The 25,780-nt window shown below is 64.3% G+C and carries 25 protein-coding genes and 1 tRNA gene; all 26 read left to right on the top strand.

All coding sequences use genetic code 11. The features are described 5' to 3' along the window. The first annotated feature begins 349 nt into the window (after window positions 1-349). Window positions 350-2,521, top strand: a complete 2,172-nt coding sequence (pnp, locus tag I6H87_RS01775; RefSeq protein WP_011614853.1) for a polyribonucleotide nucleotidyltransferase — start codon at window positions 350-352, stop codon at window positions 2,519-2,521. 184 nt (window positions 2,522-2,705) lie between these two features. Then, window positions 2,706-3,710, top strand: a complete 1,005-nt coding sequence (locus I6H87_RS01770; RefSeq protein WP_011614854.1) for an NAD(P)H-quinone oxidoreductase — start codon at window positions 2,706-2,708, stop codon at window positions 3,708-3,710. A 147-nt stretch (window positions 3,711-3,857) separates the two neighbouring features. After that, entirely contained in the window at window positions 3,858-4,562 is a 705-nt protein-coding gene (tpiA, locus tag I6H87_RS01765) for a triose-phosphate isomerase (RefSeq protein WP_051398465.1), read from the top strand. A 63-nt stretch (window positions 4,563-4,625) separates the two neighbouring features. Further along, window positions 4,626-5,000: a preprotein translocase subunit SecG gene (secG, locus tag I6H87_RS01760; RefSeq protein ID WP_010809132.1), complete on the top strand. Its 375-nt coding sequence runs from the start codon at window positions 4,626-4,628 to the stop codon at window positions 4,998-5,000. A 187-nt stretch (window positions 5,001-5,187) separates the two neighbouring features. After that, window positions 5,188-5,272: transfer RNA gene (locus I6H87_RS01755), tRNA-Leu, on the top strand. Between the two features lie 166 nt (window positions 5,273-5,438). Continuing rightward, window positions 5,439-5,798, top strand: coding sequence for an NADH-quinone oxidoreductase subunit A (locus I6H87_RS01750; RefSeq protein WP_010809131.1), 360 nt, complete (start codon window positions 5,439-5,441; stop codon window positions 5,796-5,798). Window positions 5,799-5,804: 6 nt separating this feature from the next. Continuing rightward, on the top strand, window positions 5,805-6,287 hold the full coding sequence (locus I6H87_RS01745; protein WP_008643342.1) for a NuoB/complex I 20 kDa subunit family protein: 483 nt from the start codon (window positions 5,805-5,807) through the stop codon (window positions 6,285-6,287). A 1-nt stretch (window position 6,288) separates the two neighbouring features. Next, window positions 6,289-6,885, top strand: coding sequence for an NADH-quinone oxidoreductase subunit C (locus tag I6H87_RS01740; RefSeq protein WP_010809130.1), 597 nt, complete (start codon window positions 6,289-6,291; stop codon window positions 6,883-6,885). A 9-nt stretch (window positions 6,886-6,894) separates the two neighbouring features. Then, entirely contained in the window at window positions 6,895-8,148 is a 1,254-nt protein-coding gene (locus I6H87_RS01735) for an NADH-quinone oxidoreductase subunit D (RefSeq protein WP_010809129.1), read from the top strand. 186 nt (window positions 8,149-8,334) lie between these two features. Further along, window positions 8,335-8,832: an NADH-quinone oxidoreductase subunit NuoE gene (gene nuoE / locus I6H87_RS01730; RefSeq protein ID WP_010809128.1), complete on the top strand. Its 498-nt coding sequence runs from the start codon at window positions 8,335-8,337 to the stop codon at window positions 8,830-8,832. A gap of 1 nt (window position 8,833) precedes the next feature. Beyond that, window positions 8,834-10,129, top strand: coding sequence for an NADH-quinone oxidoreductase subunit NuoF (gene nuoF / locus I6H87_RS01725; RefSeq protein ID WP_010809127.1), 1,296 nt, complete (start codon window positions 8,834-8,836; stop codon window positions 10,127-10,129). Between the two features lie 12 nt (window positions 10,130-10,141). Then, a complete protein-coding gene (gene nuoG / locus I6H87_RS01720) occupies window positions 10,142-12,508 on the top strand; it encodes an NADH-quinone oxidoreductase subunit NuoG (protein WP_011614857.1) in 2,367 nt (788 codons plus the stop codon). Window positions 12,509-12,529: 21 nt separating this feature from the next. Beyond that, a complete protein-coding gene (gene nuoH, locus I6H87_RS01715; protein ID WP_010809125.1) occupies window positions 12,530-13,594 on the top strand; it encodes an NADH-quinone oxidoreductase subunit NuoH in 1,065 nt (354 codons plus the stop codon). 58 nt (window positions 13,595-13,652) lie between these two features. Then, on the top strand, window positions 13,653-14,144 hold the full coding sequence (gene nuoI, locus I6H87_RS01710; protein ID WP_010809124.1) for an NADH-quinone oxidoreductase subunit NuoI: 492 nt from the start codon (window positions 13,653-13,655) through the stop codon (window positions 14,142-14,144). A gap of 184 nt (window positions 14,145-14,328) precedes the next feature. After that, window positions 14,329-14,973, top strand: a complete 645-nt coding sequence (locus I6H87_RS01705; protein ID WP_010809123.1) for an NADH-quinone oxidoreductase subunit J — start codon at window positions 14,329-14,331, stop codon at window positions 14,971-14,973. A gap of 17 nt (window positions 14,974-14,990) precedes the next feature. Beyond that, complete coding sequence (gene nuoK / locus I6H87_RS01700) at window positions 14,991-15,296, top strand: NADH-quinone oxidoreductase subunit NuoK (protein ID WP_010809122.1); 306 nt, start codon at window positions 14,991-14,993, stop codon at window positions 15,294-15,296. A gap of 58 nt (window positions 15,297-15,354) precedes the next feature. After that, window positions 15,355-17,442, top strand: coding sequence for an NADH-quinone oxidoreductase subunit L (nuoL, locus tag I6H87_RS01695; RefSeq protein WP_011614858.1), 2,088 nt, complete (start codon window positions 15,355-15,357; stop codon window positions 17,440-17,442). Between the two features lie 27 nt (window positions 17,443-17,469). Beyond that, entirely contained in the window at window positions 17,470-18,936 is a 1,467-nt protein-coding gene (locus tag I6H87_RS01690) for an NADH-quinone oxidoreductase subunit M (protein WP_010809120.1), read from the top strand. 18 nt (window positions 18,937-18,954) lie between these two features. After that, window positions 18,955-20,430, top strand: coding sequence for an NADH-quinone oxidoreductase subunit NuoN (nuoN, locus tag I6H87_RS01685; protein ID WP_010809119.1), 1,476 nt, complete (start codon window positions 18,955-18,957; stop codon window positions 20,428-20,430). Window positions 20,431-20,443: 13 nt separating this feature from the next. Continuing rightward, window positions 20,444-20,752 (top strand): DUF2818 family protein, encoded by a 309-nt coding sequence (locus tag I6H87_RS01680; protein ID WP_010809118.1) that lies wholly within the window; start codon window positions 20,444-20,446, stop codon window positions 20,750-20,752. Between the two features lie 44 nt (window positions 20,753-20,796). Continuing rightward, entirely contained in the window at window positions 20,797-21,432 is a 636-nt protein-coding gene (locus I6H87_RS01675; RefSeq protein WP_010809117.1) for an NUDIX domain-containing protein, read from the top strand. A gap of 128 nt (window positions 21,433-21,560) precedes the next feature. After that, entirely contained in the window at window positions 21,561-22,007 is a 447-nt protein-coding gene (locus tag I6H87_RS01670) for a DUF1178 family protein (protein WP_011614859.1), read from the top strand. Window positions 22,008-22,102: 95 nt separating this feature from the next. Then, entirely contained in the window at window positions 22,103-23,305 is a 1,203-nt protein-coding gene (locus I6H87_RS01665; protein ID WP_010809115.1) for an acyl-CoA dehydrogenase family protein, read from the top strand. Between the two features lie 13 nt (window positions 23,306-23,318). Continuing rightward, entirely contained in the window at window positions 23,319-24,437 is a 1,119-nt protein-coding gene (locus tag I6H87_RS01660; protein WP_011614860.1) for an acyl-CoA dehydrogenase family protein, read from the top strand. Window positions 24,438-24,603: 166 nt separating this feature from the next. Then, the gene (locus tag I6H87_RS01655; RefSeq protein ID WP_011614861.1) at window positions 24,604-25,047 is read left to right on the top strand and encodes a MaoC family dehydratase; all 444 of its coding nucleotides are present in this window, start codon (window positions 24,604-24,606) and stop codon (window positions 25,045-25,047) included. A gap of 32 nt (window positions 25,048-25,079) precedes the next feature. After that, window positions 25,080-25,556: a MaoC family dehydratase gene (locus I6H87_RS01650; protein WP_010809112.1), complete on the top strand. Its 477-nt coding sequence runs from the start codon at window positions 25,080-25,082 to the stop codon at window positions 25,554-25,556. Window positions 25,557-25,780: the final 224 nt, after the last annotated feature.

Raw genomic sequence — 25,780 nt, 5'->3', positions numbered from 1 at the left:
CGGGGTGAATCGGCCTTGCCCAGAGATGCGGGCAGTTGATGGAGTGATTTTCGCTTCACGCCGCCCGGCGGACATTCTGATTCACCGGGCGCCCGTTGCAGCAAGCTGCGCAACGGAGTAAGTTGTTCTTTTTTTGTTTTCAATACCCCGGACCGGCCAAGGAAACAGGGCTTTGTGTCATTCCAGCACGGCATCGGCAACGCCGGTGCCGTGCTGGAATGGCATAGCACTTCCCTGCGACTGCGACCGGCGACCCGGCAGTTTGCCTGCGGCTGAGAACGCAGGCGTCGCAGGCCGTGCGCGTGTTATTGCGTGATTGCGCGGCCTGCACGCAAGCCAAGGAATGCACATGTCCATGTTCAACAAGATCGTCAAGGAATTCCAGTGGGGCCAGCACACGGTCCGCATGGAAACCGGCGAAATCGCCCGCCAGGCCGGCGGTGCCGTGCTGGTCGATGTGGAAGACACCGTGGTGCTGGCGACCGTGGTCGCCGCCAAGAACCCGAAGCCGGGCCAGGACTTCTTCCCGCTGACCGTCGACTACATCGAGAAGACCTACGCGGCCGGCAAGATCCCCGGCGGCTTCTTCAAGCGTGAAGGCCGTCCGTCGGAAAACGAGACCCTGACCTCGCGCCTGATCGACCGTCCGCTGCGCCCGCTGTTCCCGGAAGGCTTCTACAACGACGTCCAGGTGGTGATCCACGTGGTGTCGCTGAACCCGGAAGTGCCCGCTGACATTCCCGCGCTGATCGGCGCGTCGGCCGCGCTGGCCGTGTCGGGCATCCCGTTCAACGGCCCGGTTGGCGCCGCGCGCGTGGGCTACAAGGATGGCCAGTACCTGCTCAACCCGACCCGCTCGCAGCTCGCCACCTCGGACCTGGACCTGGTGGTCGCCGGTACCGAGCGCGCCGTGCTGATGGTGGAATCGGAAGCCAACCAGCTGTCGGAAGACGTCATGCTGGGCGCCGTGGTCTATGGCCATGAGCAAATGCAGATCGCGATCAACGCCATCCATGAGCTGGTGCGCGAAGGCGGCAAGCCCGAGTGGGACTGGGCCCCGGCCGCCAAGAACGAGCCGCTGATCGCCAAGGTCACCGAAGTTGCGCTGCCGCTGCTGCAGGAAGCCTACCAGCTGCGCCAGAAGTCGGCCCGCAGCCAGAAGCTGAAGGAAGTAAACGCCAACGTGGCGGCCGCGCTGGCAGCCGCCGGCGTGGAAGCCGACAAGGTGGAAGTCGGCAACATCATGTTCGACCTCGAAGCCAAGATCGTGCGCGGCCAGGTGCTGGCCGGCGAGCCGCGTATCGACGGCCGCGACACCCGCACGGTGCGCCCGATCGAGATCCGCTCGTCGGTGCTGCCGCGCGCGCACGGCTCGGCGCTGTTCACCCGTGGTGAAACGCAGGCGCTGGTGGTGGCCACGCTCGGCACCAAGAGCGACGAGCAGATCATCGACGCACTGGCCGGCGAATACCGCGACCGCTTCATGCTCCACTACAACATGCCCCCGTTCGCCACCGGTGAAACCGGCCGCGTGGGCAGCCCGAAGCGCCGTGAAATCGGCCACGGCCGCCTGGCCAAGCGCGCACTGATCCCGGTGCTGCCGAAGGACGATGAATTCGCCTACACCATCCGCCTGGTTTCGGAAATCACCGAATCCAACGGCTCGTCGTCGATGGCTTCGGTCTGCGGCGGCTGCCTGGCGCTGATGGACGCCGGCGTTCCGGTCAAGGCACACGTGGCCGGCGTGGCCATGGGCCTGATCCTGGAAGGCAACAAGTTTGCCGTGCTGACCGACATCCTGGGCGATGAAGATCACCTGGGCGACATGGACTTCAAGGTGGCGGGTACCGACAACGGCATCACCGCGCTGCAGATGGACATCAAGGTCCAGGGCATCACCAAGGAGATCATGCAGGTCGCGCTGGCGCAGGCCCGTGAAGGCCGCCTGCACATCCTGCACAAGATGCAGGAAGCGATGGGCCACGCCCGCACCGAACTGTCGGCGCACGCTCCGCGCATGATCACCATGAAGATCCATCCGGACAAGATCCGCGAAGTGATCGGCAAGGGCGGCTCGACCATCCAGGCGCTGACCAAGGAAACCGGTACCACCATCGACATCCAGGAAGACGGCACGATCACGATCGCGTCGACCTCGACCGACGGCATGGCCGAAGCCAAGCGCCGCATCGAGGGCATCACCGCGGAAGCCGAAGTGGGCAAGATTTACGCCGGTACCGTGCTGAAGCTGCTGGACTTCGGCGCCATCGTCAACATCCTGCCGGGCAAGGATGGCCTGCTGCACATCTCGGAAATCGTCAACGAGCGTGTCAAGGACATCAAGGACTGGCTGAAGGAAGGCCAGCAGGTCCGTGTCAAGCTGATCCAGGCTGACGAGAAGGGCCGCCTGCGCCTGTCGCTGAAGGCCGCGCTGACCGAAGAGGGCGGCAGCATCAGCCCGATCAACGCCGGCGAAGCCGCCGCGCCGGCGGCTCCGGCCGAAGGCTCGGAACAGCAGTAAAGCCAGCGGGGCAGGATTGCCCGCAGGTGCCGCCGCAAGGTGGTGCCGCCAAAAAAACGGCTGGACGATGTCCAGCCGTTTTTTTGTTTACACTGCCGGCAACCCTATCGAGCCAAGGCTCACACCGACCCTGGTGCGACGCATCGTCGACCCGCGCCAAGACAAGTACAAGGAGCAGAGCAGCATGCAAGCCATCGAGATCCGCGAATACGGTGCCCCCGAAGTCCTCCAGCTGACCGAGCGTCCCGACCCGGTTGCGGGGGCGGGCGAGGTCCTGATCCGCGTGGCTGCCGCCGGCGTCAACCGTCCGGACGTATTCCAGCGCACCGGCAACTACCCCGTGCCGCCGGGCGCTTCGGACCTGCCCGGCCTGGAAGTGGCGGGCGTGGTGGTGGGCGGCGACCTGTCGCATGCCGACAACCGCTTCGGCCTGAAGGTGGGCGACCGCGTCTGCGCGCTGGTGCAGGGCGGCGGCTACGCACAGCTGTGCACGGCGCCGCTGGCACAGGTCCTGCCCGCGCCGCAAGGCCTGAGCGATATCGAGGCCGCGGCGCTGCCCGAGACCTTCTTCACCGTCTGGAGCAATGTGTTCGACCGCGGCTGCCTGGGCCAGGGCCCGCGCGGCAAGGATGAGACCCTGCTGATCCAGGGCGGCTCCAGCGGCATCGGCACGACCGCGATCCAGATCGCCAAGGCGCTGGGCTACAAGGTGTTTGTCACCGCCGGCACCGATGAGAAATGCAAGGCCTGCGAAGACCTGGGCGCCGATCGCGCGATCAACTACAAGACGCAGGACTTCGTCGCCGAGGTGTCGGCGCTGACCGGCGGCAACGGTGTCGATGTGATCCTCGACATGGTTGCCGGCCCGTACCTGGCGCGCGAGCTGAAGTGCATCGCCGACGATGGCCGCATCGTCATCATTGCGCTGCTGGGTGGCGCCAAGGCCGAGATCCCGCTGGGCGATATCCTGCGCCGGCGCATCACCGTGACCGGCTCCACGCTGCGTCCGCGCCCGGCATCGTTCAAGGGCAAGATCGCCGCGGCACTGCACGAGCAGGTGTGGCCGCTGCTGGCCGCCGGCAGGATCAAGCCGGTGATCCACGAGGTGTTCCCGGCCGCGCAGGCGGCCGATGCGCATCGCCTGATGGAGTCGAGCGAGCATATCGGCAAGATCGTGCTGACCTGGTAAGGCACATCGAGCGTTGCATGTGGCCAATGCTGCCGCCCGCCGCCATCGGGCGGCGGTAGCGCCGTGCCCCCGCCACAAGCTACAATAGCGGGTTTGATTTGGGAGGGGCACTTCGTGAGACAAAAGCTCGTCATCGGCAATTGGAAGATGCATGGCAGCCTGGCTGCAAACGCGGCGCTGCTGGAGGGCATCAAGGCTGGCGCGGCCAAGGCGACGCTGGCGGTCTGCGCGCCGTTCCCCTATCTTGCACAATGCCAGGCGTTGCTGAATGGCTCGCAAGTGGCCTGGGGCGCACAAGATGTGTCGGCAGAGGCGCGCGGCGCCTTCACCGGTGAAGTCTCGGCATCGATGGTGGGTGAGTTTGGCTGCACTTATGTGCTGGTCGGCCACTCGGAGCGCCGCACCTATCATGGCGAAACCGACCAGACCGTCGCGGCCAAGGCGCTGCGCGCGCTGGAATTCGGCATCGTCCCGGTAGTCTGCGTGGGTGAAACACTGGCCCAGCGCGAGGCGGGCGAAACCGAAGCGGTGGTCGGCAGGCAGCTGCAGGCCGTGCTGGACGCGCTGACGGTGGAGCAGCTGAGCCGCGTGGTGTTGGCCTATGAGCCGGTCTGGGCGATCGGCACCGGCAAGACCGCCACCAGCGAGCAGGCGCAGGCGGTGCACGCGTTCTTGCGCGGCCAGGTTGCCGCGCGCGACGCGGGCGTGGCCGAGCGTATGGCCATCCTGTACGGCGGCAGCGTCAAGCCGGACAATGCGGCCGAACTGTTTTCCATGACCGATATCGACGGGGGCCTGATTGGCGGCGCCTCGCTGAAGTCGGCAGATTTTCTCGCGATCGGCAACGCCTGAATGCCGGCCGTTCCGATCGACCGATCAGGCAAGTAACCAGCCAGTAAGGCTTATCTAAATCAAATGGCAATCTTCAAGACTTTGTTGGTGGTGCTGCAGGTGTTGTCGGCGCTGGGCGTGATTGGCCTGGTGCTGATCCAGCATGGCAAGGGCGCCGATGTCGGCGCGGCATTCGGTTCGGGTGCCTCGGGCAGCCTGTTCGGTGCCACCGGCTCGGCAAACTTCCTGTCGCGCACCACCGCCGTGCTGGCCACGCTGTTCTTCGTCTGCACGCTGGCGCTGACGCTGCTGGGCAACTACAAGCCGGCTGCATCGCTGGGCGTGATGGGCGCGGCGCCGGCTTCGGCGCCCGCAGTGGCAGGTGCTTCGGCTCCCGCTGCAGCCCCGGCAGCGGCCGCTGATGCATCGGCGCCGGCAGCTCCCGCTGTACCGAAATAATCCGTAAGCCTTGCGGCGGATTCCTGAGTTTTTTTGCAGTTGTGCGTTGAACAAAGCAAGAAATCTGGGTTAGAATGCAAGGCTTGAAACGATTCCCCAGCGATGGGTTCCGAGCAAAGACGAAAGCCTCTGCAACGGACCTGAAGGGCCTGAAAACCCGGCGCCAGGCAATATTGTTTCTCCCCCAGCCGACGTGGTGAAATTGGTAGACACGCTATCTTGAGGGGGTAGTGGCGAAAGCTGTGCGAGTTCGAGTCTCGCCGTCGGCACCAAACAACTTGATCGGAGTCCCTGGCCGGGCAATGCACCCGAGCGTGGGGCTCCGGCAGTCCGCAAGGCGGCGCGCCATGAGGCTCATGGCTTAGCGCCTGGGGTGGGCAACAGGACGCCGCTTCAGCTGGTGCTGTTGACAACATTCCAGATAAGGCTGGCCGTACCTTGAATCTCGAAGCCTACTTCCCCGTTCTCATCTTCATCATCTTCGGTGTCGTGCTTGGCGTGGCGCTGATGTCGATCGGTCGGATCCTCGGTCCGAACAAGCCCGATCCCGCGAAGCTGTCGCCGTACGAGTGCGGCTTCGAAGCGTTCGAGGACGCGCGCATGAAGTTCGATGTGCGCTACTACCTCATCGCCATCCTGTTTATCCTGTTCGACCTCGAAACCGCCTTCCTGTTTCCGTGGGGTGTCGCCCTGAGGGATATCGGCTGGCCGGGTTTCATCGCCATGGGCGTGTTTCTGCTGGAATTCATCGTGGGCTTCGTCTACATCTGGAAAAAGGGCGCGCTCGATTGGGAGTGATGTGAAATGGCAATCGAAGGCGTTCTCAACGAAGGCTTTGTCACGACTACCGCTGACAAGCTGATCAACTGGACCCGCACCGGGTCGCTGTGGCCGATGACTTTCGGCCTGGCCTGCTGTGCCGTGGAAATGATGCATGCCGGCGCCGCGCGCTACGACATGGACCGCTTCGGCGTGATTTTCCGCCCGTCGCCGCGCCAGTCGGACGTGATGATCGTGGCCGGCACGCTGTGCAACAAGATGGCCCCCGCGCTGCGCAAGGTCTACGACCAGATGGCAGAACCGCGCTGGGTGATCTCGATGGGCTCGTGCGCCAATGGCGGCGGTTACTACCACTACTCGTACTCGGTGGTGCGTGGCTGCGACCGCATCGTGCCGGTGGATATCTACGTGCCGGGCTGCCCGCCGACGGCCGAGGCGCTGATCTACGGCGTGATCCAGCTGCAGAACAAGATCAAGCGCACCAACACCATCGCGCGCAAGGGCTGAAATGGCGAAGCTTGACATCCTGAAGGCCGCGCTCGAGAAAGCTCTCGGCAAGCGCGTGCAGAACCTGATCGAGGCGACCGGCGAACTGACGCTGATCGTCAAGGCCGACGACTACCTCGAAGTTGCCCGCATCCTGCGCGACGACCCGTCGCTGCGCTTCGAGCAGCTGATCGACCTGTGCGGCGTGGACTATTCCGAGTACGGCGACGGTGCCTGGGACGGCCTGCGCTTTGCCGCGGTTTCGCAGCTGCTGTCGATCACCCACAACTGGCGCCTGCGCGTGCGCGTGTTCGCCCCGGACGATGATTTCCCGGTGCTGCCGTCGCTGATCGACGTGTGGAACGGCGTCAACTGGTTCGAGCGTGAAGCCTTCGATTTCTACGGCATCGTGTTCGACGGCCATCCGGACCTGCGCCGCATCCTGACCGACTACGGTTTCGTCGGCCATCCGTTCCGCAAGGATTTCCCGGTCTCGGGCTTCGTCGAGATGCGCTACGACCCGGAGCAGAAGCGGGTCATCTACCAGCCGGTCACGATCGAGCCGCGCGAAATCACCCCGCGCGTGATCCGCGAGGACAACTACGGCGGCTTGCACTGATAACGCGCCATGGCAGACATCAAGAACTACACCCTGAACTTCGGCCCGCAACACCCGGCTGCGCACGGCGTGCTGCGCCTGGTGCTGGAGCTGGACGGCGAAGTCATCCAGCGCGCCGACCCCCATATCGGCCTGCTGCACCGTGCCACCGAGAAGCTGGCCGAGCAGAAGACCTGGATCCAGAGCGTGCCATACATGGACCGACTCGACTATGTGTCGATGATGGTCAACGAGCACGCCTACGTGATGGCGATCGAGCGCCTGCTGGGCCTGGAAGTGCCGGTGCGCGCGCAGTACATCCGCGTGATGTTCGACGAGATCACCCGCCTGCTGAACCACCTGATGTGGATTGGCTCGCACGCGCTGGACGTGGGCGCGATGGCGGTGTTCCTGTACGCCTTCCGCGAGCGCGAGGACATGTTCGACATGTACGAGGCGGTGTCGGGCGCGCGCATGCACGCGGCCTATTACCGTCCGGGCGGCGTCTACCGCGACCTGCCTGACACGATGCCGCAATATCGTGCCTCCAAGGTACACAACGAGCGCGCCATCAAGGCCATGAACGAGGCGCGTTCGGGTTCGCTGCTGGACTTCATCGAGGACTTCACCAACCGGTTCCCGAAGTACGTCGACGAATACGAGACGCTGCTGACCGACAACCGGATCTGGAAGCAGCGCCTGGTGGATATCGGCGTGGTCAGCCCGGAACGTGCGCTGCAGATGGGCTTTACCGGCCCGATGCTGCGTGGCTCCGGCATCGAGTGGGACCTGCGCAAGAAGCAGCCGTACGAGGTGTACGACAAGCTGGACTTCGACGTGCCGGTGGGCGTGGGCGGCGACTGCTACGCGCGCTACCTGGTGCGCGTGGAAGAGATGCGCCAGTCCAACCGCATCATCAGGCAGTGCGTGGAATGGCTGCGCCGCAACCCGGGCCCGGTGATCACCGACAACCACAAGGTGGCGCCGCCCTCGCGCGTGGACATGAAGTCCAACATGGAAGAACTGATCCACCACTTCAAGCTGTTCACCGAAGGCATGCACGTGCCGGAAGGCGAAGCGTATGCAGCGGTGGAGCATCCGAAGGGCGAATTTGGCATCTACGCGATCTCGGACGGGGCCAACAAGCCGTACCGCCTGAAGATCCGTGCACCTGGTTTCCCTCACCTGGCCGCGCTCGACGAAATGGCCAAGGGACACATGATTGCTGACGCGGTAACGATCATCGGCACGCAAGACATCGTCTTCGGCGAGATCGACCGCTAATCACGGACCGCCGGCCCGGACGACGATCCGGGCGCTTTCCGCGGCGCTCCCCAGGGGGAGCGGGCGGAAGACCCGCGGCGGACCGGTACGGCCTCAGGCCTGCCGGCGGAACGGGCAGCGACGGCTGCAAACCTGCGGAAGGGAACGCCCGGTGGCGCTGCCTGACGCCGTTTTACTGCAATGACCATGCTATCAGCAGAAGCTCTCAAGGAAATCGATCGCGCGATCGCGAAGTATCCGGCCGACCAGAAGCAGTCGGCCGTGATGGCGGCGCTTGCCGTGGCGCAGGGCGAGGTGGGCTGGGTTTCCCCCGAAGTCATGCAGTTCGTCGCCAGCTATCTCGAGATGCCGCCCGTGTGGGTGGAAGAGGTGGCGACCTTCTACAACATGTATGACACCAAGCCGGTGGGCAAATTCAAGCTCGCCGTCTGCACCAACCTGCCGTGCGCCCTGTCGGGCGGCGAGCGGGCCGGCGAGTACCTGAAGCGCAAGCTCGGGATCGATTACAACGAGACCACCGCTGACGGCTGCTTCACCCTGAAAGAGGGCGAGTGCATGGGCGCTTGCGGCGACGCGCCGGTGATGATCGTCAACAACACCCGCATGTGCAGCTTCATGAGCGACGACAAGCTCGACGCGCTCGTCGACGAGCTGAAAGCCGAAGCTGCCAAAGGGGGCAAGTAACATGACCAGTCTGCACGACCGCCATATCCAGCCGCTGATCCTGGCCGGCCTGGACGGCAAGAATTGGCACCTGGAAGACTACGTCAAGCGTGGCGGCTACCAGCAACTGAAGCGCATTCTGACCGAGAAGATCCCGCCCGAGCAGGTGATCGCCGACGTCAAGGCCTCGGGCCTGCGGGGCCGCGGCGGTGCGGGCTTCCCGACCGGCCTGAAGTGGAGCTTCATGCCGCGCACGTTCCCGGGGCAGAAATACCTGGTCTGCAACACCGATGAAGGCGAGCCCGGCACGTTCAAGGACCGCGACATCATCCGCTACAACCCGCACTCGCTGATCGAAGGCATGGCCATCGGCGCGTATGCGATGGGCATCACCGTGGGCTACAACTACATCCACGGCGAGATCTGGAACGAGTACAAGATCTTCGAGGAAGCGCTCGAAGAGGCGCGCGCTGCCGGCTTCCTGGGCGACAACATCCTGGGTTCGGGCTTCGATTTCCAGCTGCACGCGCACCACGGCTACGGCGCCTATATCTGCGGCGAGGAAACCGCGCTGCTCGAATCGCTGGAAGGCAAGAAGGGCCAGCCGCGTTTCAAGCCGCCTTTCCCGGCCAGCTTTGGCCTGTACGGCAAGCCGACCACCATCAACAACACGGAAACGTTTGCCGCGGTGCCGTTCCTGCTGGCCGTCGGCCCCGAGAACTACCTGAAGCTGGGCAAGCCGAACAACGGCGGCACCAAGATCTTCTCGATCTCGGGTGACGTCGAACGTCCCGGCAATTACGAGATCCCGCTGGGAACGCCGTTCGCCAAGCTGCTGGAGCTCGCCGGCGGCATGCGCGGCGGCAAGCGCATCAAGGCGGTGATCCCGGGCGGTTCGTCCGCGCCGGTAGTGCCGGGCGACCTGATGATGGCGTCCGACATGGACTACGACTCGATCGCCAAGGCCGGCTCGATGCTGGGCTCGGGCGCTGTGATCGTGATGGACGAGACGCGCTGCATGGTCCGCTCGCTGCTGCGCCTGTCGTACTTCTATTTTGAGGAATCGTGCGGCCAGTGCACGCCGTGCCGTGAAGGCACCGGCTGGCTCTACCGCATGGTCAATCGCATCGAACACGGAGAGGGGCGCCAGGAAGACCTGGACCTGCTCAACAACGTCGCGGAAAACATCATGGGCCGCACCATCTGCGCGCTCGGCGATGCCGCGGCGATGCCGGTCCGCGGCATGCTCAAGCACTACTGGAAAGAGTTCGAATATCACGTCGAACACAAGCAGTGCATGGTTCCGGCCTACATCTAAGCGTGGCAGAACATGGTTGAACTAGAGATCGACGGCAAGAAGGTTGAGGTTGCTGAAGGCAGCCTGGTGATGGAAGCAGCCCGCAAGCTGGGCACCTACATCCCGCACTTCTGCTACCACCGCAAACTGTCCATCGCGGCCAACTGCCGCATGTGCCTGGTCGAGGTCGAAAAGGCCCCGAAGGCGCTGCCTGCCTGCGCCACGCCGGTGACCCCCGGCATGAAGGTCTTCACCAATTCGGAGAAGGCGGTCAAGGCGCAGAAGTCCGTGATGGAATTCCTGCTGATCAACCACCCGCTCGACTGCCCGATCTGCGATCAGGGCGGCGAATGCCAGCTGCAGGACCTGGCCGTGGGCTACGGTGCCTCGGAGTCGCGCTACAAGGAAGAGAAGCGCGTGGTGTTCCACAAGAACGTGGGCCCGCTGATCTCCATGGAGGAGATGACCCGCTGCATCCACTGCACCCGCTGCGTGCGCTTCGGCCAGGAAGTGGCCGGCGTGATGGAGCTGGGCATGCTGGGCCGCGGCGAGCATTCGGAAATCACCACCTTCGTCGGCAAGACCGTCGACTCGGAACTGTCGGGCAACATGATCGACCTGTGCCCGGTCGGCGCGCTGACCAGCAAGCCGTTCCGCTACTCGGCCCGCACCTGGGAACTGGCACGCCGCAAGTCGGTGTCGCCGCACGACGGCCTGGGCGCTAACCTGGTGGTGCAGACCAAGAACCAGCGCGTGATGCGCGTGCTGCCGCTGGAAAACGAAGACATCAACGAGTGCTGGATCTCCGACAAGGACCGCTTCTCGTATGAAGGCCTGAACAGCGCCGACCGCCTGACCCGCCCGCTGCTGAAGCAGGGCGGCGAATGGATGGAAACCGACTGGCAGACCGCGCTCGAATATGTGGCCAACGGCCTCACCAGCATCAAGCGCGATCATGGCGCCGACCAGATCGCCGCGCTGGCCAGCCCGCACAGCACGCTGGAAGAGCTGTTCCTGCTGGGCAAGCTGATGCGCGGCCTGGGCAGCGACAATGTCGACTTCCGCCTGCGCCAGACCGACTTCTCGGCGGCACTGAAGGGCGCGCCGTGGCTGGGCATGCCGGTGGCCGACGTGACCACCCTGCAACGCGTGCTGGTGGTCGGCTCGTCGCTGCGCAAGGATCATCCGCTGCTGGCCTCGCGCCTGCGCCAGGCTACCAAGAAGGGTGCCCGCGTGGCGGTGCTGGGTGCCGGCGGTGAAGACCTGCTGATGCCCTTGGCCGCCCGCATCGACGTGGCGCCGTCGGGCTGGACCGCGGCCCTCGCAGGCGTGGCCCGTGCCGTGGCCGCCGCCAAGGGCGTGGCTGCCCCGGCCGGCACCGAAGGTTTCGACGGTGGCGATGTTGCCGCCAAGACGGCCGAAGCGCTGCTGTCGGGCGAGCGCCGTGCGGTGTTCCTCGGCAACGAGGCCGTGCGCCATCCGCAGTTCTCGGCGCTGCACGCGCTGGCACAGTGGATCGCCACCGAAACCGGTGCGACGCTGGGCTTCCTGACCGAAGCCGCCAATACCGTCGGCGGCTATGTCGCCGGCGCGCTGCCCAGGCAGGGCGGCGCCAATGCGCAGGCGATGCTGGACACGCCGCGCAAGGCCTACATCCTGCTGAACACCGAACCCGAGTTCGACGCCGCCGACCCGCGCAAGGCGCTGGCCGCGCTGGCCCAGGCCGGCACGGTGGTGGTGCTGTCGCCGTTCCGTTCGGAAGCGGCCATGCAGTACGCCGACGTGATCCTGCCGGTGACGCCGTTCACGGAAACCGCCGGCACCTTCGTCAACTGCGAAGGCAAGCCGCAGAGCTTCAACGGCGTGGTGCGCGCGCTGGGCGAATCGCGTCCGGGCTGGAAGGTGCTGCGCGTGCTGGGCAACCTGCTGGACGTGGCCGGCTTCGACTACGAAACCGCCGAATCGGTGCGTGCCGAAGTGCTGTCGGCCCCGGTCGACGCGCAGCTGGACAACGCCACCGACGCGCCGATCCGCGTGGCCGCCGCTGCCGCCAACGGCATCGAACGCATTGCCGATGTGCCGATCTACCACGCCGATCCGATCGTGCGCCGCGCCGAGTCGCTGCAGCTGAGCGCTGCCGCGCGCCGCGCCATGCAGATCGCGCTGCCGGCCGACCTGTTCGCCAGCCTTGGCATCCAGTCCGGCGATCCGGTGCGGGTCACGCAAGGGCAGGGCAGCGTGGTGCTGCCGGCCGTGCTCGAAGCCACGCTCCCGGCCAACACCGTGCGCGTGCCGGCGGCGACGCCGGCGGCCATGAGCCTGGGCGCGATGTACGGCACGGTCACCGTAGAGAAGGCCATTGACCTGGCGCCGGCCACCGGCACCGTGGCCACGGCGTAAGAACAAGAGCGAGAACAAGACATGATTGACTGGATTACCTCGCAAGGACAGGGCCTGCTGGGTGCCTACTGGACGCCGCTGTGGATCCTGATTCGCGCCGTGATCATCGTGGTGCCGCTGCTGCTGTGCGTGGCTTACCTGATCCTGTGGGAGCGCAAGCTGATCGGCTGGATGCACGTCCGTATCGGCCCGAACCGCGTGGGTCCGCTGGGCCTGCTGCAGCCGATTGCCGACGTGCTGAAGCTGCTGCTCAAGGAAGTCATGATGCCCACGCAGGTCAGCCGGGGCATGTACCTGATTGCCCCGCTGATGGTGCTGATGCCCGCCGTGGCGGTCTGGGCCGTGATTCCGTTCCAGGCTGAAGTGGTGCTGGCGGATGTGAACGCCGGCCTGCTGTACGTGATGGCGATCAGCTCGGTGGGCGTGTACGGCGTGATCCTGGCAGGCTGGGCCTCGAACTCCAAGTACGCCTTCATCGGCGCCATGCGTGCCGCGGCCCAGATGGTGTCGTATGAAATCGCGATGGGCTTTGCGCTGGTGACGGTGCTGATGGTTGCCGGCAGCCTGAACCTGTCGGCCATCGTCAACGGCCAGAACACCGGCTACTTTGCCGACATGGGCATCAACATCCTGTCGTGGAACTGGCTGCCGCTGCTGCCGATGTTCGGCGTCTACTTCATCTCGGGCGTGGCCGAAACCAACCGCCACCCGTTCGACGTGGTGGAAGGCGAGTCGGAAATCGTGGCCGGCCACATGATCGAGTATTCGGGCATGGGCTTCGCGCTGTTCTTCCTGGCCGAGTACATCAACATGATCATCATCTCGACGATGACCGCGCTGATGTTCCTGGGCGGCTGGGCGCCCCCGATCGACAGCGTGCTGACCAACGCGATCCCGGGCTTCTTCTGGCTGGTGATCAAGGTATTCCTGCTGCTGTCCGTCTTCATCTGGATCCGTGCCTCGTTCCCGCGCTACCGCTATGACCAGATCATGCGCCTGGGCTGGAAGGTGTTCATCCCCCTGACGGTGGCGTGGCTGATCATCGTGGCGATCTGGATCAAGTCGCCCTGGAACATCTGGCACTGAACGGCCAAACGACGGTGCGCGCCGGGGCGCGCGCCGTGTGGAAATACTAGGAAGCATCATGCTGCTCGCCATCAAGGACTTCTTCAACAGCCTGCTCCTGAAGGAACTCTTCAAGGGCATGGCCCTGACCGGCCGCTATCTCTTCGCGCGCAAGATCACCGTCCAGTTCCCGGAAGAGAAAACGCCGATCTCGCCGCGCTTCCGCGGTCTGCACGCGCTGCGCCGCTACCCCAACGGGGAAGAGCGCTGCATCGCCTGCAAGCTGTGCGAGGCGGTGTGCCCGGCGCTGGCCATCACGATCGAGTCCGACGCGCGCGCCGACGGCACGCGCCGCACGACCCGCTATGACATCGACCTGACCAAGTGCATCTTCTGCGGTTTCTGCGAAGAGGCCTGCCCGGTCGACGCCATCGTGGAAACGCAGATCCTGGAGTACCACGGCGAGAAGCGCGGCGACCTGTACTTCACCAAGGACATGCTGCTGGCAGTGGGCGACCGCTACGAGCCGCAGATCGCCGCAGCGAAGGCTGCCGACGCAAAGTATCGCTAAGCCGAAGCAGCGACAGAAGTAACGACCGGTTCGCGGCTGCCGCAAGCAGCAGACCTGGCAGCCGCCGCCACCGAATTGAATGCGGTCCCTGCAATGCAAGGGGCCAATGCAAGGATGCCGCAGGAGCGGGCCACCCGAGGGGGTGGCTTGTGCCGGACGGCCCAGAGAGGATCCGATAGGGACCATGGAACTCACGACCACCATCTTCTACGTCTTTGCGCTGGTGCTGGTGCTCTCCGCACTGAAAGTCATCACTGCGAAGAACCCGGTGCATTCCGCACTGTTCCTCGTGCTGTCGTTCTTCACGGCGGCGGCGATCTGGATGCTGCTCAAGGCGGAATTCCTCGCCATCCTGCTGGTGCTGGTCTATGTCGGCGCGGTGATGGTGCTGTTCCTGTTCGTGGTGATGATGATCGACATCGACATCGAGCACCTGCGGCGGGACTTCTGGACCTACGTGCCGATGGCCTCGGTGGTGGGCGCGCTGATCATCGCCGAGATGGCGATCGTGCTGGTGCGCAACTTTATCGGCACCACCACGCCGGTGGCCACCAACGGTTCGCAGGACCCGGGCTACTCGAACACCGCCGCGCTCGGCAAGCTGATCTACACCGACTATATCTACGCCTTCGAAGTGGCCGGCATCATCCTGCTGGTGGCGATCATCGCCGCCGTGGCGCTGACCCTGCGCCGCCGCAAGGACGTCAAGGCCCAGGACGTGTCGGCGCAGCTGCGCACCCGCCGCGACGAGCGCGTGCGCCTGGTGCCGATGCAGTCCGAAGGCCAGACCCAGCAGACGGAAGCCGCGGCTGCCGCCAATAAGAACTAAAGCCCGGAGAAATCGCTGTGCTCTCTCTCGCTCATTTCCTCGTGCTCGGTGCGATCCTGTTTGCGATCAGCATCGTCGGCATCTTCCTGAACCGCAAGAACGTGATCGTGCTGCTGATGGCGATCGAACTGATGCTGCTTGCGGTGAACATCAACTTCGTCGCCTTCTCGCATTACCTGGGCGACCTGGCTGGTCAGGTTTTCGTTTTCTTCATCCTCACGGTGGCCGCCGCCGAGTCGGCAATCGGTCTCGCCATCCTGGTTGTGCTGTTCCGCAACCTGGATACGATCAACGTGGACGACATGGACACCCTCAAGGGCTGATCCGTGGCGCACTACGCAGATACCCAAGACTCACCGACCGCACACCACTAAGCGTCCTATGGCAACCACGCTCAACCCCAACCTGCTGCTTGCGATCCCGCTGGCGCCGCTAGTCGGCTCCGCGATCGCCGGCCTGTTCGGTACCAAGTTCTTTGACCTGTTTTCCTCGGAGTCGCGCGGCGGCCGGATGGTGGCCCACACCTCGACGATTCTGGGCGTGGCCATTGCCTGCGTGCTGTCGGTGATGGTGCTGCTCGACGTCATGAACGGCGCCGGCTACAACGGCACCGTCTATGAGTGGATGGCCATCGGCAGCCTGAAGATGGAGGTCGGCTTCCTGGTCGACTCGCTGACCGCGATGATGATGGTGGTGGTTACCTTTGTCTCGCTGATGGTGCACATCTACACCGTCGGCTACATGGACGGGGACCCCGGCTACAACCGCTTCTTCGCCTACATCTCGCTGTTCACCTTCTCGATGCTGATGCTGGTGATGAGCAACAACTTCCTGCAGCTGTTCTTCGGCTGGGAAGCGGTGGGCCTGGTGTCGTACCTGCTGATCGGCTTCTGGTACACCCGCCCGACGGCGATCTTCGCCAACCTGAAGGCGTTCCTGGTCAACCGCGTCGGCGACTTCGGCTTTATCCTGGGCATCGGCCTGCTGCTGGCCTATGCCGGCAGCATGAACTACACCGAAGTATTCGCCGCGCGCGACCAGCTGGCGACCGTGATCTTCCCGGGCACCGACTGGCTCATGATCACCGTGGCCTGCATCTGCCTGTTCATCGGCGCGATGGGCAAGTCGGCGCAGTTCCCGCTGCACGTCTGGCTGCCTGACTCGATGGAAGGCCCGACCCCGATCTCGGCGCTGATCCACGCGGCAACGATGGTGACCGCCGGCATCTTCATGGTGGCACGCATGTCGCCGCTGTTCGAGCTGTCGGATACGGCGCTGTCCTTCGTGCTGGTGATCGGTGCCATCACGGCGCTGTTCATGGGCTTCCTGGGCATCATCCAGAATGACATCAAGCGCGTGGTCGCTTACTCGACCCTGTCGCAGCTGGGCTACATGACCGTGGCGCTGGGCGCTTCGGCATACTCGGTGGCCGTGTTCCACCTGATGACGCACGCGTTCTTCAAGGCACTGCTGTTCCTGGGCGCGGGCTCGGTCATCATCGGCATGCACCACGACCAGGACATCCGCAACATGGGCGGCCTGCGCAAGTACATGCCGCTCACCTGGATCACCTCGCTGGTGGGTTCGCTGGCGCTGATTGGCACGCCGTTCTTCGCGGGCTTCTACTCCAAGGACTCGATCATCGAGGCCGTGGCCGAGTCGCATATCGCCGGTTCGGGCTTTGCCTACTTCGCCGTGCTGGCGGGCGTGTTCGTCACCGCGTTCTACTCGTTCCGCATGTACTTCCTGGTCTTCCATGGCAAGGAGCGCTGGGGCCAGAACCATGCCCACCAGCATCATGAAGGCGACCATGAGGACGAAGAGGTCTCGCACGACCACCACCATGGCCTGGCCGCCGGCGAGAAGCCGCACGAGTCGCCGTGGGTGGTGACGCTGCCGCTGGTGCTGCTGGCGATCCCGTCGGTGATCGTCGGTGCGATCGCGATCGAGCCGATGCTGTTCGGCAACTTCTTCAAGAACGGCATCGCGTTCAAGGATGTGATCTTCGTCGGCGAGAACCACCACGCCATGGCCGAGCTCAAGGAAGCGTTCCACGGCTGGGTGGCAATGGCGATCCACTCGCTGACCACGCCCGTGCTGTGGCTGGCCGTCGCCGGTGTGGTGCTGTCCTGGTTCTTCTATATGAAGCGCCCGGATATCCCTGAAGCCATCGCGAACCGCTTCTCGGGTCTCTACAAGCTGCTGGACAACAAGTACTACATGGACGCCATCAACCAGGCCGTGTTCGCCCGCGGCGCACGCCTGCTCGGTACCGGCCTGTGGAAGGGCGGCGACCAGAGCCTGATCGACGGCCTGTTCGTCAACGGCGCGGCGCGCCTGGTGGCTTCGTTTGCTTCGGCAAGCCGCTACCTGCAGTCGGGCTATATCTACCACTACGCGTTCGCGATGATCGTCGGCATGCTGGTGCTGCTGACGCTGACGGTCACGGGCGTGATCGGCACCAAGTGATAGGCACCAAGTAAGGAAAACATAGAAATGGTTCTGTCTTTCTCAATCTGGCTGCCTGTCTTTTTCGGCCTGCTGATCCTGGCCTTCGGCTCGGACCGCAGCCCTGGCTTTGTCCGGTGGATGTCGCTGTTCGGCTCGATCGCCAGCTTTGTCGTCACGCTGCCGCTGGTCTTCGGCTTCGACCGCGCCAGCGCGGCCATGCAGTTCGTCGAAAAGGCGAGCTGGATCGAACGCTTCAATATCAACTACCTGCTGGGTGTTGACGGCATCTCGATGTGGTTCGTGGTGCTGACCGCCTTCATCACGGTGATCGTGGTGATCTCGGCCTGGGAAGTGATCACCGAGCGTGTGGCCGAATACATGGCCTCGTTCCTGATCCTGTCGGGCCTGATGGTCGGCGTGTTCTGCACGCTGGACGGCATGCTGTTCTACGTGTTCTTCGAAGCCACGCTGATCCCGATGTACATCATCATCGGTGTCTGGGGCGGCCCGAACCGCGTCTATGCCGCGTTCAAGTTCTTCCTGTACACGCTGGCGGGCTCGCTGCTGACGCTGATCGCGCTGCTGTACCTGTACAACAAGACCGGTACCTTCGACATCCTGCAATGGCACCAGGCCAAGCTGTCGATGAACGAGCAGATCGCGCTGTTCATCGCCTTCTTCGTCGCCTTCGCGGTCAAGGTGCCGATGTGGCCGGTACACACCTGGCTGCCGGACGCCCACGTGGAAGCGCCGACCGGCGGTTCGGTGGTGCTGGCCGCCATCATGCTGAAGCTGGGCGCCTACGGTTTCCTGCGGTTCTCGCTGCCGATCGCGCCTGACGCCAGCCACTACCTGGCCCCGTTCATCATCACCATCTCGCTGATCGCGGTGATCTACATCGGCCTGGTGGCCCTGGTGCAGGCCGACATGAAGAAGCTGGTGGCGTACTCGTCGATCGCCCACATGGGCTTCGTCACGCTGGGCTTCTTCATCTTCAGCGACATCGGCGTGGAAGGCGGCATCGTGCAGATGATCTCGCACGGCTTTATCTCCGGCGCGATGTTCCTTTGCATCGGCGTGCTGTACGACCGCGTGCACTCGCGCCAGATCGCCGACTACGGCGGCGTGGTCAACACCATGCCCAAGTTCGCCGCGCTGGCAGTGTTCTTCGCGATGGCCAACTGCGGCCTGCCGGCCACCTCGGGCTTCGTCGGCGAATTCATGGTGATCCTGGGCGCGGTCAAGTTCGACTTCTGGATCGGCCTGCTGGCCGCCACCGCCCTGATCTTCGGCGCCGCCTACTCGCTGTGGATGGTCAAGCGCGTGATCTTCGGCGACATCGTCCACCAGCACGTGCGCGAGCTGGTCGACCTGAACAAGCGTGAGTTCGTCATGCTCGGCCTGCTGGCCATCATGACGCTGTACATGGGCCTGCACCCGAAGCCCTTTACCGACGTGATGCACGCGTCCGTGGTGAACCTGCTGTCCCACGCGGCACAGTCCAAGCTGTAATCGGGGAGAGAAATCAACATGCAAACGTCCTCGACACTCGGCCCCGTGGCGCCGATCATCTTCCTGGCGATCGCCATCGGCGCGGTCAACTGGATCGACCTTGCACGTGGCAAGGGCAAGCAAAGCGTGGCATATCCGCTGTCGCTGCTGGCCACGCTGGCGCTGACCGTCTGGTTCGGCCTGAATGCCGCCGCCGGCGAGACGCACTACGCGTTCGCCAACCTGGTCGTGATCGATCCGATGGCAAACGTGCTGTCCGCGTTCTGCTCTGCCGGCCTGTTCGTGACACTGGTCTACACGCGCCGCTATCTGGCGGATCGCGACATGTTTGCCGGCGAGTTCTACCAGCTCGCGCTGTTCACGCTGGGCGGCCAGATCGTGATGATCACCGGCAACAACTTCCTGACCCTGTACCTGGGCCTGGAGCTGCTGTCGCTGTCGTCGTACGCACTGGTGGCACTGCGCCGCGAATCGCGCGTGACCTCGGAATCGGCGATGAAGTACTTCGTGCTGGGCGCGCTGGCTTCGGGCTTCCTGCTGTACGGCATCTCGATGATGTATGGCGCCACCGGTTCGCTGAACCTGGGCGAAGTGTTCCGCGTGGTCGAGTCGGGCCGCGTCAACACCACCATGCTGGCCTTTGGCGTGGTCTTTATCGTCGCCGGCCTGTCGTTCAAGCTGGGTGCCGCGCCGTTCCACATGTGGATCCCGGACATCTACCAGGGTTCGCCGACCGCGGTGACGCTGCTGATCGCCGGCGGCCCGAAGGTTGCTGCTTTTGCGCTGTTTATCCGCGTGCTGGTGGAAGGCCTGCTGCCGCTGGCCAATGACTGGCAGATGATGCTGGTGGTGCTGTCGATCATCTCGCTGGCCATCGGCAACCTGACCGCCATCGTGCAGAGCAACCTGAAGCGGATGCTGGCGTACTCGACCATCTCGCACATGGGCTTCGTGCTGCTGGGCCTGCTGTCGGGCGTGGTCGCCAACAAGGCTGACGGCGCCGCCGATGCGTACAGCTCGGCGATGTTCTACTCGGTGACCTACCTGCTGACCACGCTGGGCACTTTCGGCATCATCCTGCTGCGCACGAACAAGGGTTTCGAGGCCGAGACCCTGGAAGACCTGAGGGGCATGTCGCGCCGCAACCCGTGGTTCGCGTTCCTGATGCTGGTGATGATGTTCTCGCTGGCCGGCATTCCGCCGACCGTGGGCTTCTATGCCAAGCTGGCCGTGCTGGATGCGGTGGTCAAGTCGGGCATGACCTGGCTGGCCGTGGTGGCCGTGCTGTTCTCGCTGATCGGCGCGTTCTATTACCTGCGTATCGTCAAGCTGATGTACTTCGATGCGCCCGCTGCTGAAGAAGAGCTGGAAGCAACCTTTGGCCTGCGCTCGATGCTGAGCGTGAACGGCGCCGCGGTGATCCTGCTGGGTATTTTCCCGGCCGCGCTGATGAACCTGTGCTACCAGGCCATCCGCTCGACCCTGGGTTCCTGATCCGCCACACGCCATGAGCGCATCCGCAAGCGGCTGGTTTGTCATCCTGCTGGCACTGATCAGTGCGAACCTGCCGTTTGTGAACCAGCGCCTGTTCGTGCTGATCCCGCTGCGGCGGGCGCGCAAGCCGCTGTGGCTGCGCCTGCTGGAACTGATCGTATGGTTCGCGGTGGCGGGCGCCGCCGGCTTTGCGGTGGAGGCCAGCCTTGGCAACGCCTTCCCGCAGGGCTGGCAGTTTTATGCCATTACCGCGTGCATGATGCTGGTGTTTGCCTTCCCGGGCTTCACCTGGCAATACCTCGTCAAACACCGCACGGCCTGAAGCCGGTCTTGTCGGCGCCGGGCCCTGCCTGATCCGGAGCGTCCATGACCGACAAGATCCAACGCGGCACCCCGCCTACCGCTGAACCCGCCGGGAACGACGACGCACTGAAGGAAGTGTGCGTCGCCTCGGCCACGGTCCATCGCGGCAAGTTCCTCACCCTCAAGCAAGATATCGTCAGGCTGCCGGACGGCAAGCAGACCGGGCGCGAGTACGTGGTCCATCCGGGCGCGGTGATGATGATCCCGCTGTTCAGCGACGGCACCGTGCTGATGGAGCGCCAGTTCCGCTATCCGATCGGCGAAGTGATGCTGGAATTCCCCGCCGGCAAGCTTGATCCGGAAGAGGGCGCGCAGCGCTGCGGCGAACGCGAACTGCTGGAGGAGACCGGCTACAGCGCGGCGCGCTGGGACTACCTGACGCGCATCCACCCGGTTATCTCGTATTCCACCGAGTTCATCGACATCTTCCTGGCGCGCGACCTGACGCATGGCGAGGCGCAGCTCGACGACGGCGAGTTCATCGAGACCTTCATCACGCCGGTGGGGCAGGTGATCGATTGGGTCCGCAGCGGCCGCATCACCGATGTAAAGACCATCATCGGCGCATTCTGGCTGGAAAAAGTGATCTCGGGTGCCTGGCAACCGGGCGAACAGCCGCTGCCGCATTACGCCGTATAGTGAGTAGTGAGCCGCGTGGATTCTGCGCCATGCGGTTGTTCCCGAACGGTCGTTCTAAAAAATTTAGCACGACCGTTCACAAAATTTCGATTCGCGGATAATATAGCTTTTGACGGGCTGGAAAGATCATGAAGGTGCTCGACCTGCGCTGCGCGCATGACCATGGTTTCGAGGGCTGGTTTGCCTCGGAAGAAGATGCGCAGTCGCAAATCTCGCGTGACCTCGTCCAATGCCCGGTCTGTGGCGACCACGCCGTGACGCGGCTGCCCAGCGCGCCGCGCCTGAACCTGTCGGGCGCGACCGCGCGCGAAGGCAGCGCCAGGCCGGCGCAGCCGGCTGCCGCACCGGAGACACTGCAAGCGCTCTATATGAAGGCAGTGAAGCAGGTGCTGGCACAGACCGAGGATGTTGGCGATCGCTTTGCCGAAGAGGCAAGGCGCATGCACTATGACGAGGCGCCGGAACGCGGCATTCGCGGTTCGGCCTCGGCGGAGGAGGTGCAGGCGCTGGCCGAAGAGGGCATCGAGACTTTCCCGCTCGTGGTGCCGGATGCGCTGAAGCAGACGGCTCACTGAATTGCGTCTTGTGCCCGTTTGCTGTCGGCGCTTGACGTGCAGGCAGAACAAACCGCCGGCGGCCCCACGCCAAGCCGGCACCACTGGAGACGGGCATGGATCTCAACTACTCGGCGTCCGACAACGCCTTCCGCGAGGAAGTGCGTAGCTGGCTCGAAGCCAACTTGCCGGCGGACATCCGCAGCAAGATTCTCAACCACCGCCGTCCGAACCGCGACGACCTGGTGCGCTGGCACAAGACCCTGGCCGGCAAGGGCTGGTCGGCACCGCACTGGCCCGTCCAGTACGGCGGCACCGGCTGGAACGCCACCCAGCGCCATATCTGGGATGAAGAGAACGCCCGCGTCGGCGCGCCCGGCGTGCTGCCGTTCGGTGTGGCGATGGTCGCGCCGGTGATCATGAAGTACGGCAGCGAAGAGCAAAAGTCGTACTACCTGCCGCGCATCCTGGACTGCACCGACTGGTGGTGCCAGGGCTATTCGGAGCCGGGCTCGGGCTCGGACCTGGCCTCGCTGAAGACCCGTGCCGAGCTGACTTCGGACGGCAAGCACTACATCGTCAACGGCCAGAAGACCTGGACCACGCTCGGCCAGCACGCCGACATGATCTTCTGCCTGGTGCGCACCGACCCCGAAGCCAAGAAGCAGGAGGGCATCTCGTTCCTGCTGATCGACATGAAGACCCCGGGCATCACCGTGCGCCCGATCATCATGCTCGACGAAGAGCATGAGGTGAACGAAGTCTTCTTCGACAACGTCGAGGTGCCGGTCGAGAACCGCGTCGGCGAAGAGAACAAGGGCTGGACCTACGCCAAGTACCTGCTGGGCCACGAGCGCACCGGGATCGCCCGCGTGGGCAACTCCAAGCGCGAGCTGGGCTTCCTCAAGCGCGTGGCGCGCCAGCAGCAGAAGAACGGCAAGCCGCTGCTGGAAGACCCGGTGTTCGGCGCCAAGGTGGCCGCGCTGGAAATCGAGCTGATGGCGCTGGAAATCACCGTGCTGCGCGTGGTCTCGAGCGAAGCGGCAGGCAAGGGCCCCGGCCCCGAGGCCTCGATGCTCAAGATCAAGGGCACCGAGATCCAGCAGCTGCTGACCGAGCTGATGGTCGAGGCCGTCGGCCCGTACGCGCAGCCGTTCGACACCGCCTACCTGGAGTGCGAGACCGAGCACGCCGTGACCGGCTACGACGACGCCGCGCCGCTGGCCGCGTACTACTTCAACTATCGCAAGACCTCCATCTATGGCGGGTCCAACGAAATTCAGAAGAACATCATCAGCCAGATGATTCTGGGGCTGTGAGGAGACACGCAACATGAACTTCAATCTCAGCGACGAACAGAAGCAGCTGGCCGACGCCGTCCGCCGTTTCATCGACAAGGACTACGGCTTCGAGTCCCGCAAGCAGAACTACGAAAGCGCCGCCGGCTATGGCGACGCCGCCTGGGGCTCGCTGGTCGAGCTTGGCCTGACCGCGCTGCCGGTGCCGGAAGCGCAGGGCGGTTTCGCGGGCAAGGCCCTGGACATGATGGTGGTGCAGCAGGAGCTGGGCCGAGGCCTGATCGTGGAGCCGTACCTGGCCACGGTGGTGGGCGCCTACGCCCTGGGCCTGGCCGGTGGCCAGGATGCACTGCTGGAACAGGTCGCCGGCGGCGAACTGAAGCTGACCGTGGCCTTCAACGAGCCGCAGGCGCGCTATGAACTGAACAACGTGCGCGTCACCGCCCGCGACGGCAAGCTCAACGGCCGCAAGACCGTGGTGCTGCACGGCGGCCAGGCCGACAAGCTGATCGTGTCGGCCCGCAGCAGCGGTGCCGAAGCCGACCAGGACGGCATCTCGCTGTTCCTGGTGGATGCCAGGGGCGCCGGCGTCAGCATCAAGGACTACCGCACCATCGACAACCTGCGCGCGGCCGACATCACCTTCCAGGATGCCCCCGCGCAACTGCTGGGCGAAGCCGGCAAGGCCTTCCCGGTGATCGAGCAAGTGGCCGACTACGCTGCCGTGCTGCTGTGCGCCGAGGCCGTGGGCGTGATGGATACGCTCAATGCCGCCACGCTGGAATACGCCAAGACGCGCCAGCAGTTCGGCGTGCCGATCGCGCGCTTCCAGGCGCTGCAGCACCGCATGGTGGAGATGTTCATCCACGCCGAGCAGTCGCGCTCGATCACGCTGCTGGCCGCGGCACGCTTCGAAGAAGTAACGCCGGAAGAGCGCCGCCGCTATGTCTCCGCCGCCAAGGCGCGCGTGGGGCAGGCAGCGCGCACGGTTGGCCAGGAGGCAGTGCAGATCCACGGCGGCATGGGCGTGACCAACGAACTGCCGGCCGCGCACATGTTCAAGCGGCTGACGCTGATCAACACCACCTTCGGCGACGTGGATCACCACCTGGGCAGGTTCGCCGCCCAGCCGGGGTTCCAGGAAGCTGCCTGATCCTGCCAGTCCAATCAAAACCGCGCTGTAGTCCAGGCGCGGTTTTTTTCTTTGGGGACCGTTAGGGGCGGGTTCGGCAAATACGGACGCCGGCCCCCGGCGGCCATGCGATCATTGCCTGAGCAAACTTGGTGCCATGGCGCCAATCACTACAGAGAGACAACCGATGCTGTATTTCGAGGACTTTGAAGTCGGCAGCCGCCGCGAACTGGGTTCGTACCTCGTCACCGAGGAAGAGATCCTGGCCTTTGCCCGCCAGTACGATCCGCAGCCGTTCCATATCGACAAGGAAGCCGCTGCCAGGAGCATCTATGGCGGCGTGATCTCGAGCGGCTGGATGACGTGCTCGATCATGATGCGGCTGCTGGTGCTGAGCACCACCGGCAAGTCGGCCAGCATGGGCTCGCCTGGCGTGGACGAGATCCGCTGGCTCAAGCCCGTCTACGCCGGCGACACGCTCACCGTCGTGCTGAATGTGCTCGATACCCGGCCGTCGCAGTCCAAGCCGGACCGCGGCGTGGTCCACACCCAGTGGGAAGCCACCAACCAGCGCGGCGAACTGGTCTGCACCGTCAAGGGCATGGGCATGTACGGCCGCCGCCCCGCTTAAGAACACTTTATCGTCAAGAGGAGACTATCGACATGCGTACCATCGCATCGCTGGAAGAACTGGAAGGCCTGCAGGGCCAGGAGGTCGCGGTCAGCGACTGGATCGAGGTGACCCAGCAGCAGGTCAACCAGTTTGCCGATGCCACCGGCGACCACCAGTGGATTCACATCGACGTGGAGCGCGCGAAGAAGGAGTCGCCCTATGGCGGCCCGATCGCGCACGGCTTCCTGACGCTGTCGCTGCTGCCCAAGTTCATGCACAACGCGCTGCACATGCCGTCGAAGATCGGCGTTAACTACGGCCTGAACCGCGTGCGCTTCACGGCACCCGTGCCGGTGGGCAGCAAGCTGCGCGCGCGCATCAAGCTGCTGAAGGTCGAGCGTCTCGATCCGCTGCCGAAGTCGCCCGAACTGGTTGGCGCACAGTCGACCTGGGAAGTCACGGTGGAGCGCGAAGGCAGCGACCGTCCGGTCTGTGTCGCCGAGTCGATCACGCGCCGCTACGGGTGACGGATACGCAGTTTTGACGCGGTGCGACAATATGCCACACAGGCATGTCGCGCCCCTGGAGGCCGCCTGATGCGCGGCTTTCTGCATTTTTAGGAACCGATTTGTGACGTTGATGCCTGTCAAATGCTGCTTCGCGGATTTGTGCGTCGATTGTCCGTTCTGCTGAACAGTGTGTTCTGTGCCGTTGGGTTTACCCCTAATGTTGCGTTGCGGTACAGTCGCGC

This window comes from Cupriavidus necator (assembly GCF_016127575.1).
Lineage (GTDB): Bacteria > Pseudomonadota > Gammaproteobacteria > Burkholderiales > Burkholderiaceae > Cupriavidus > Cupriavidus necator_D.
This window is presented reverse-complemented; position numbering and strand designations above follow the sequence as displayed.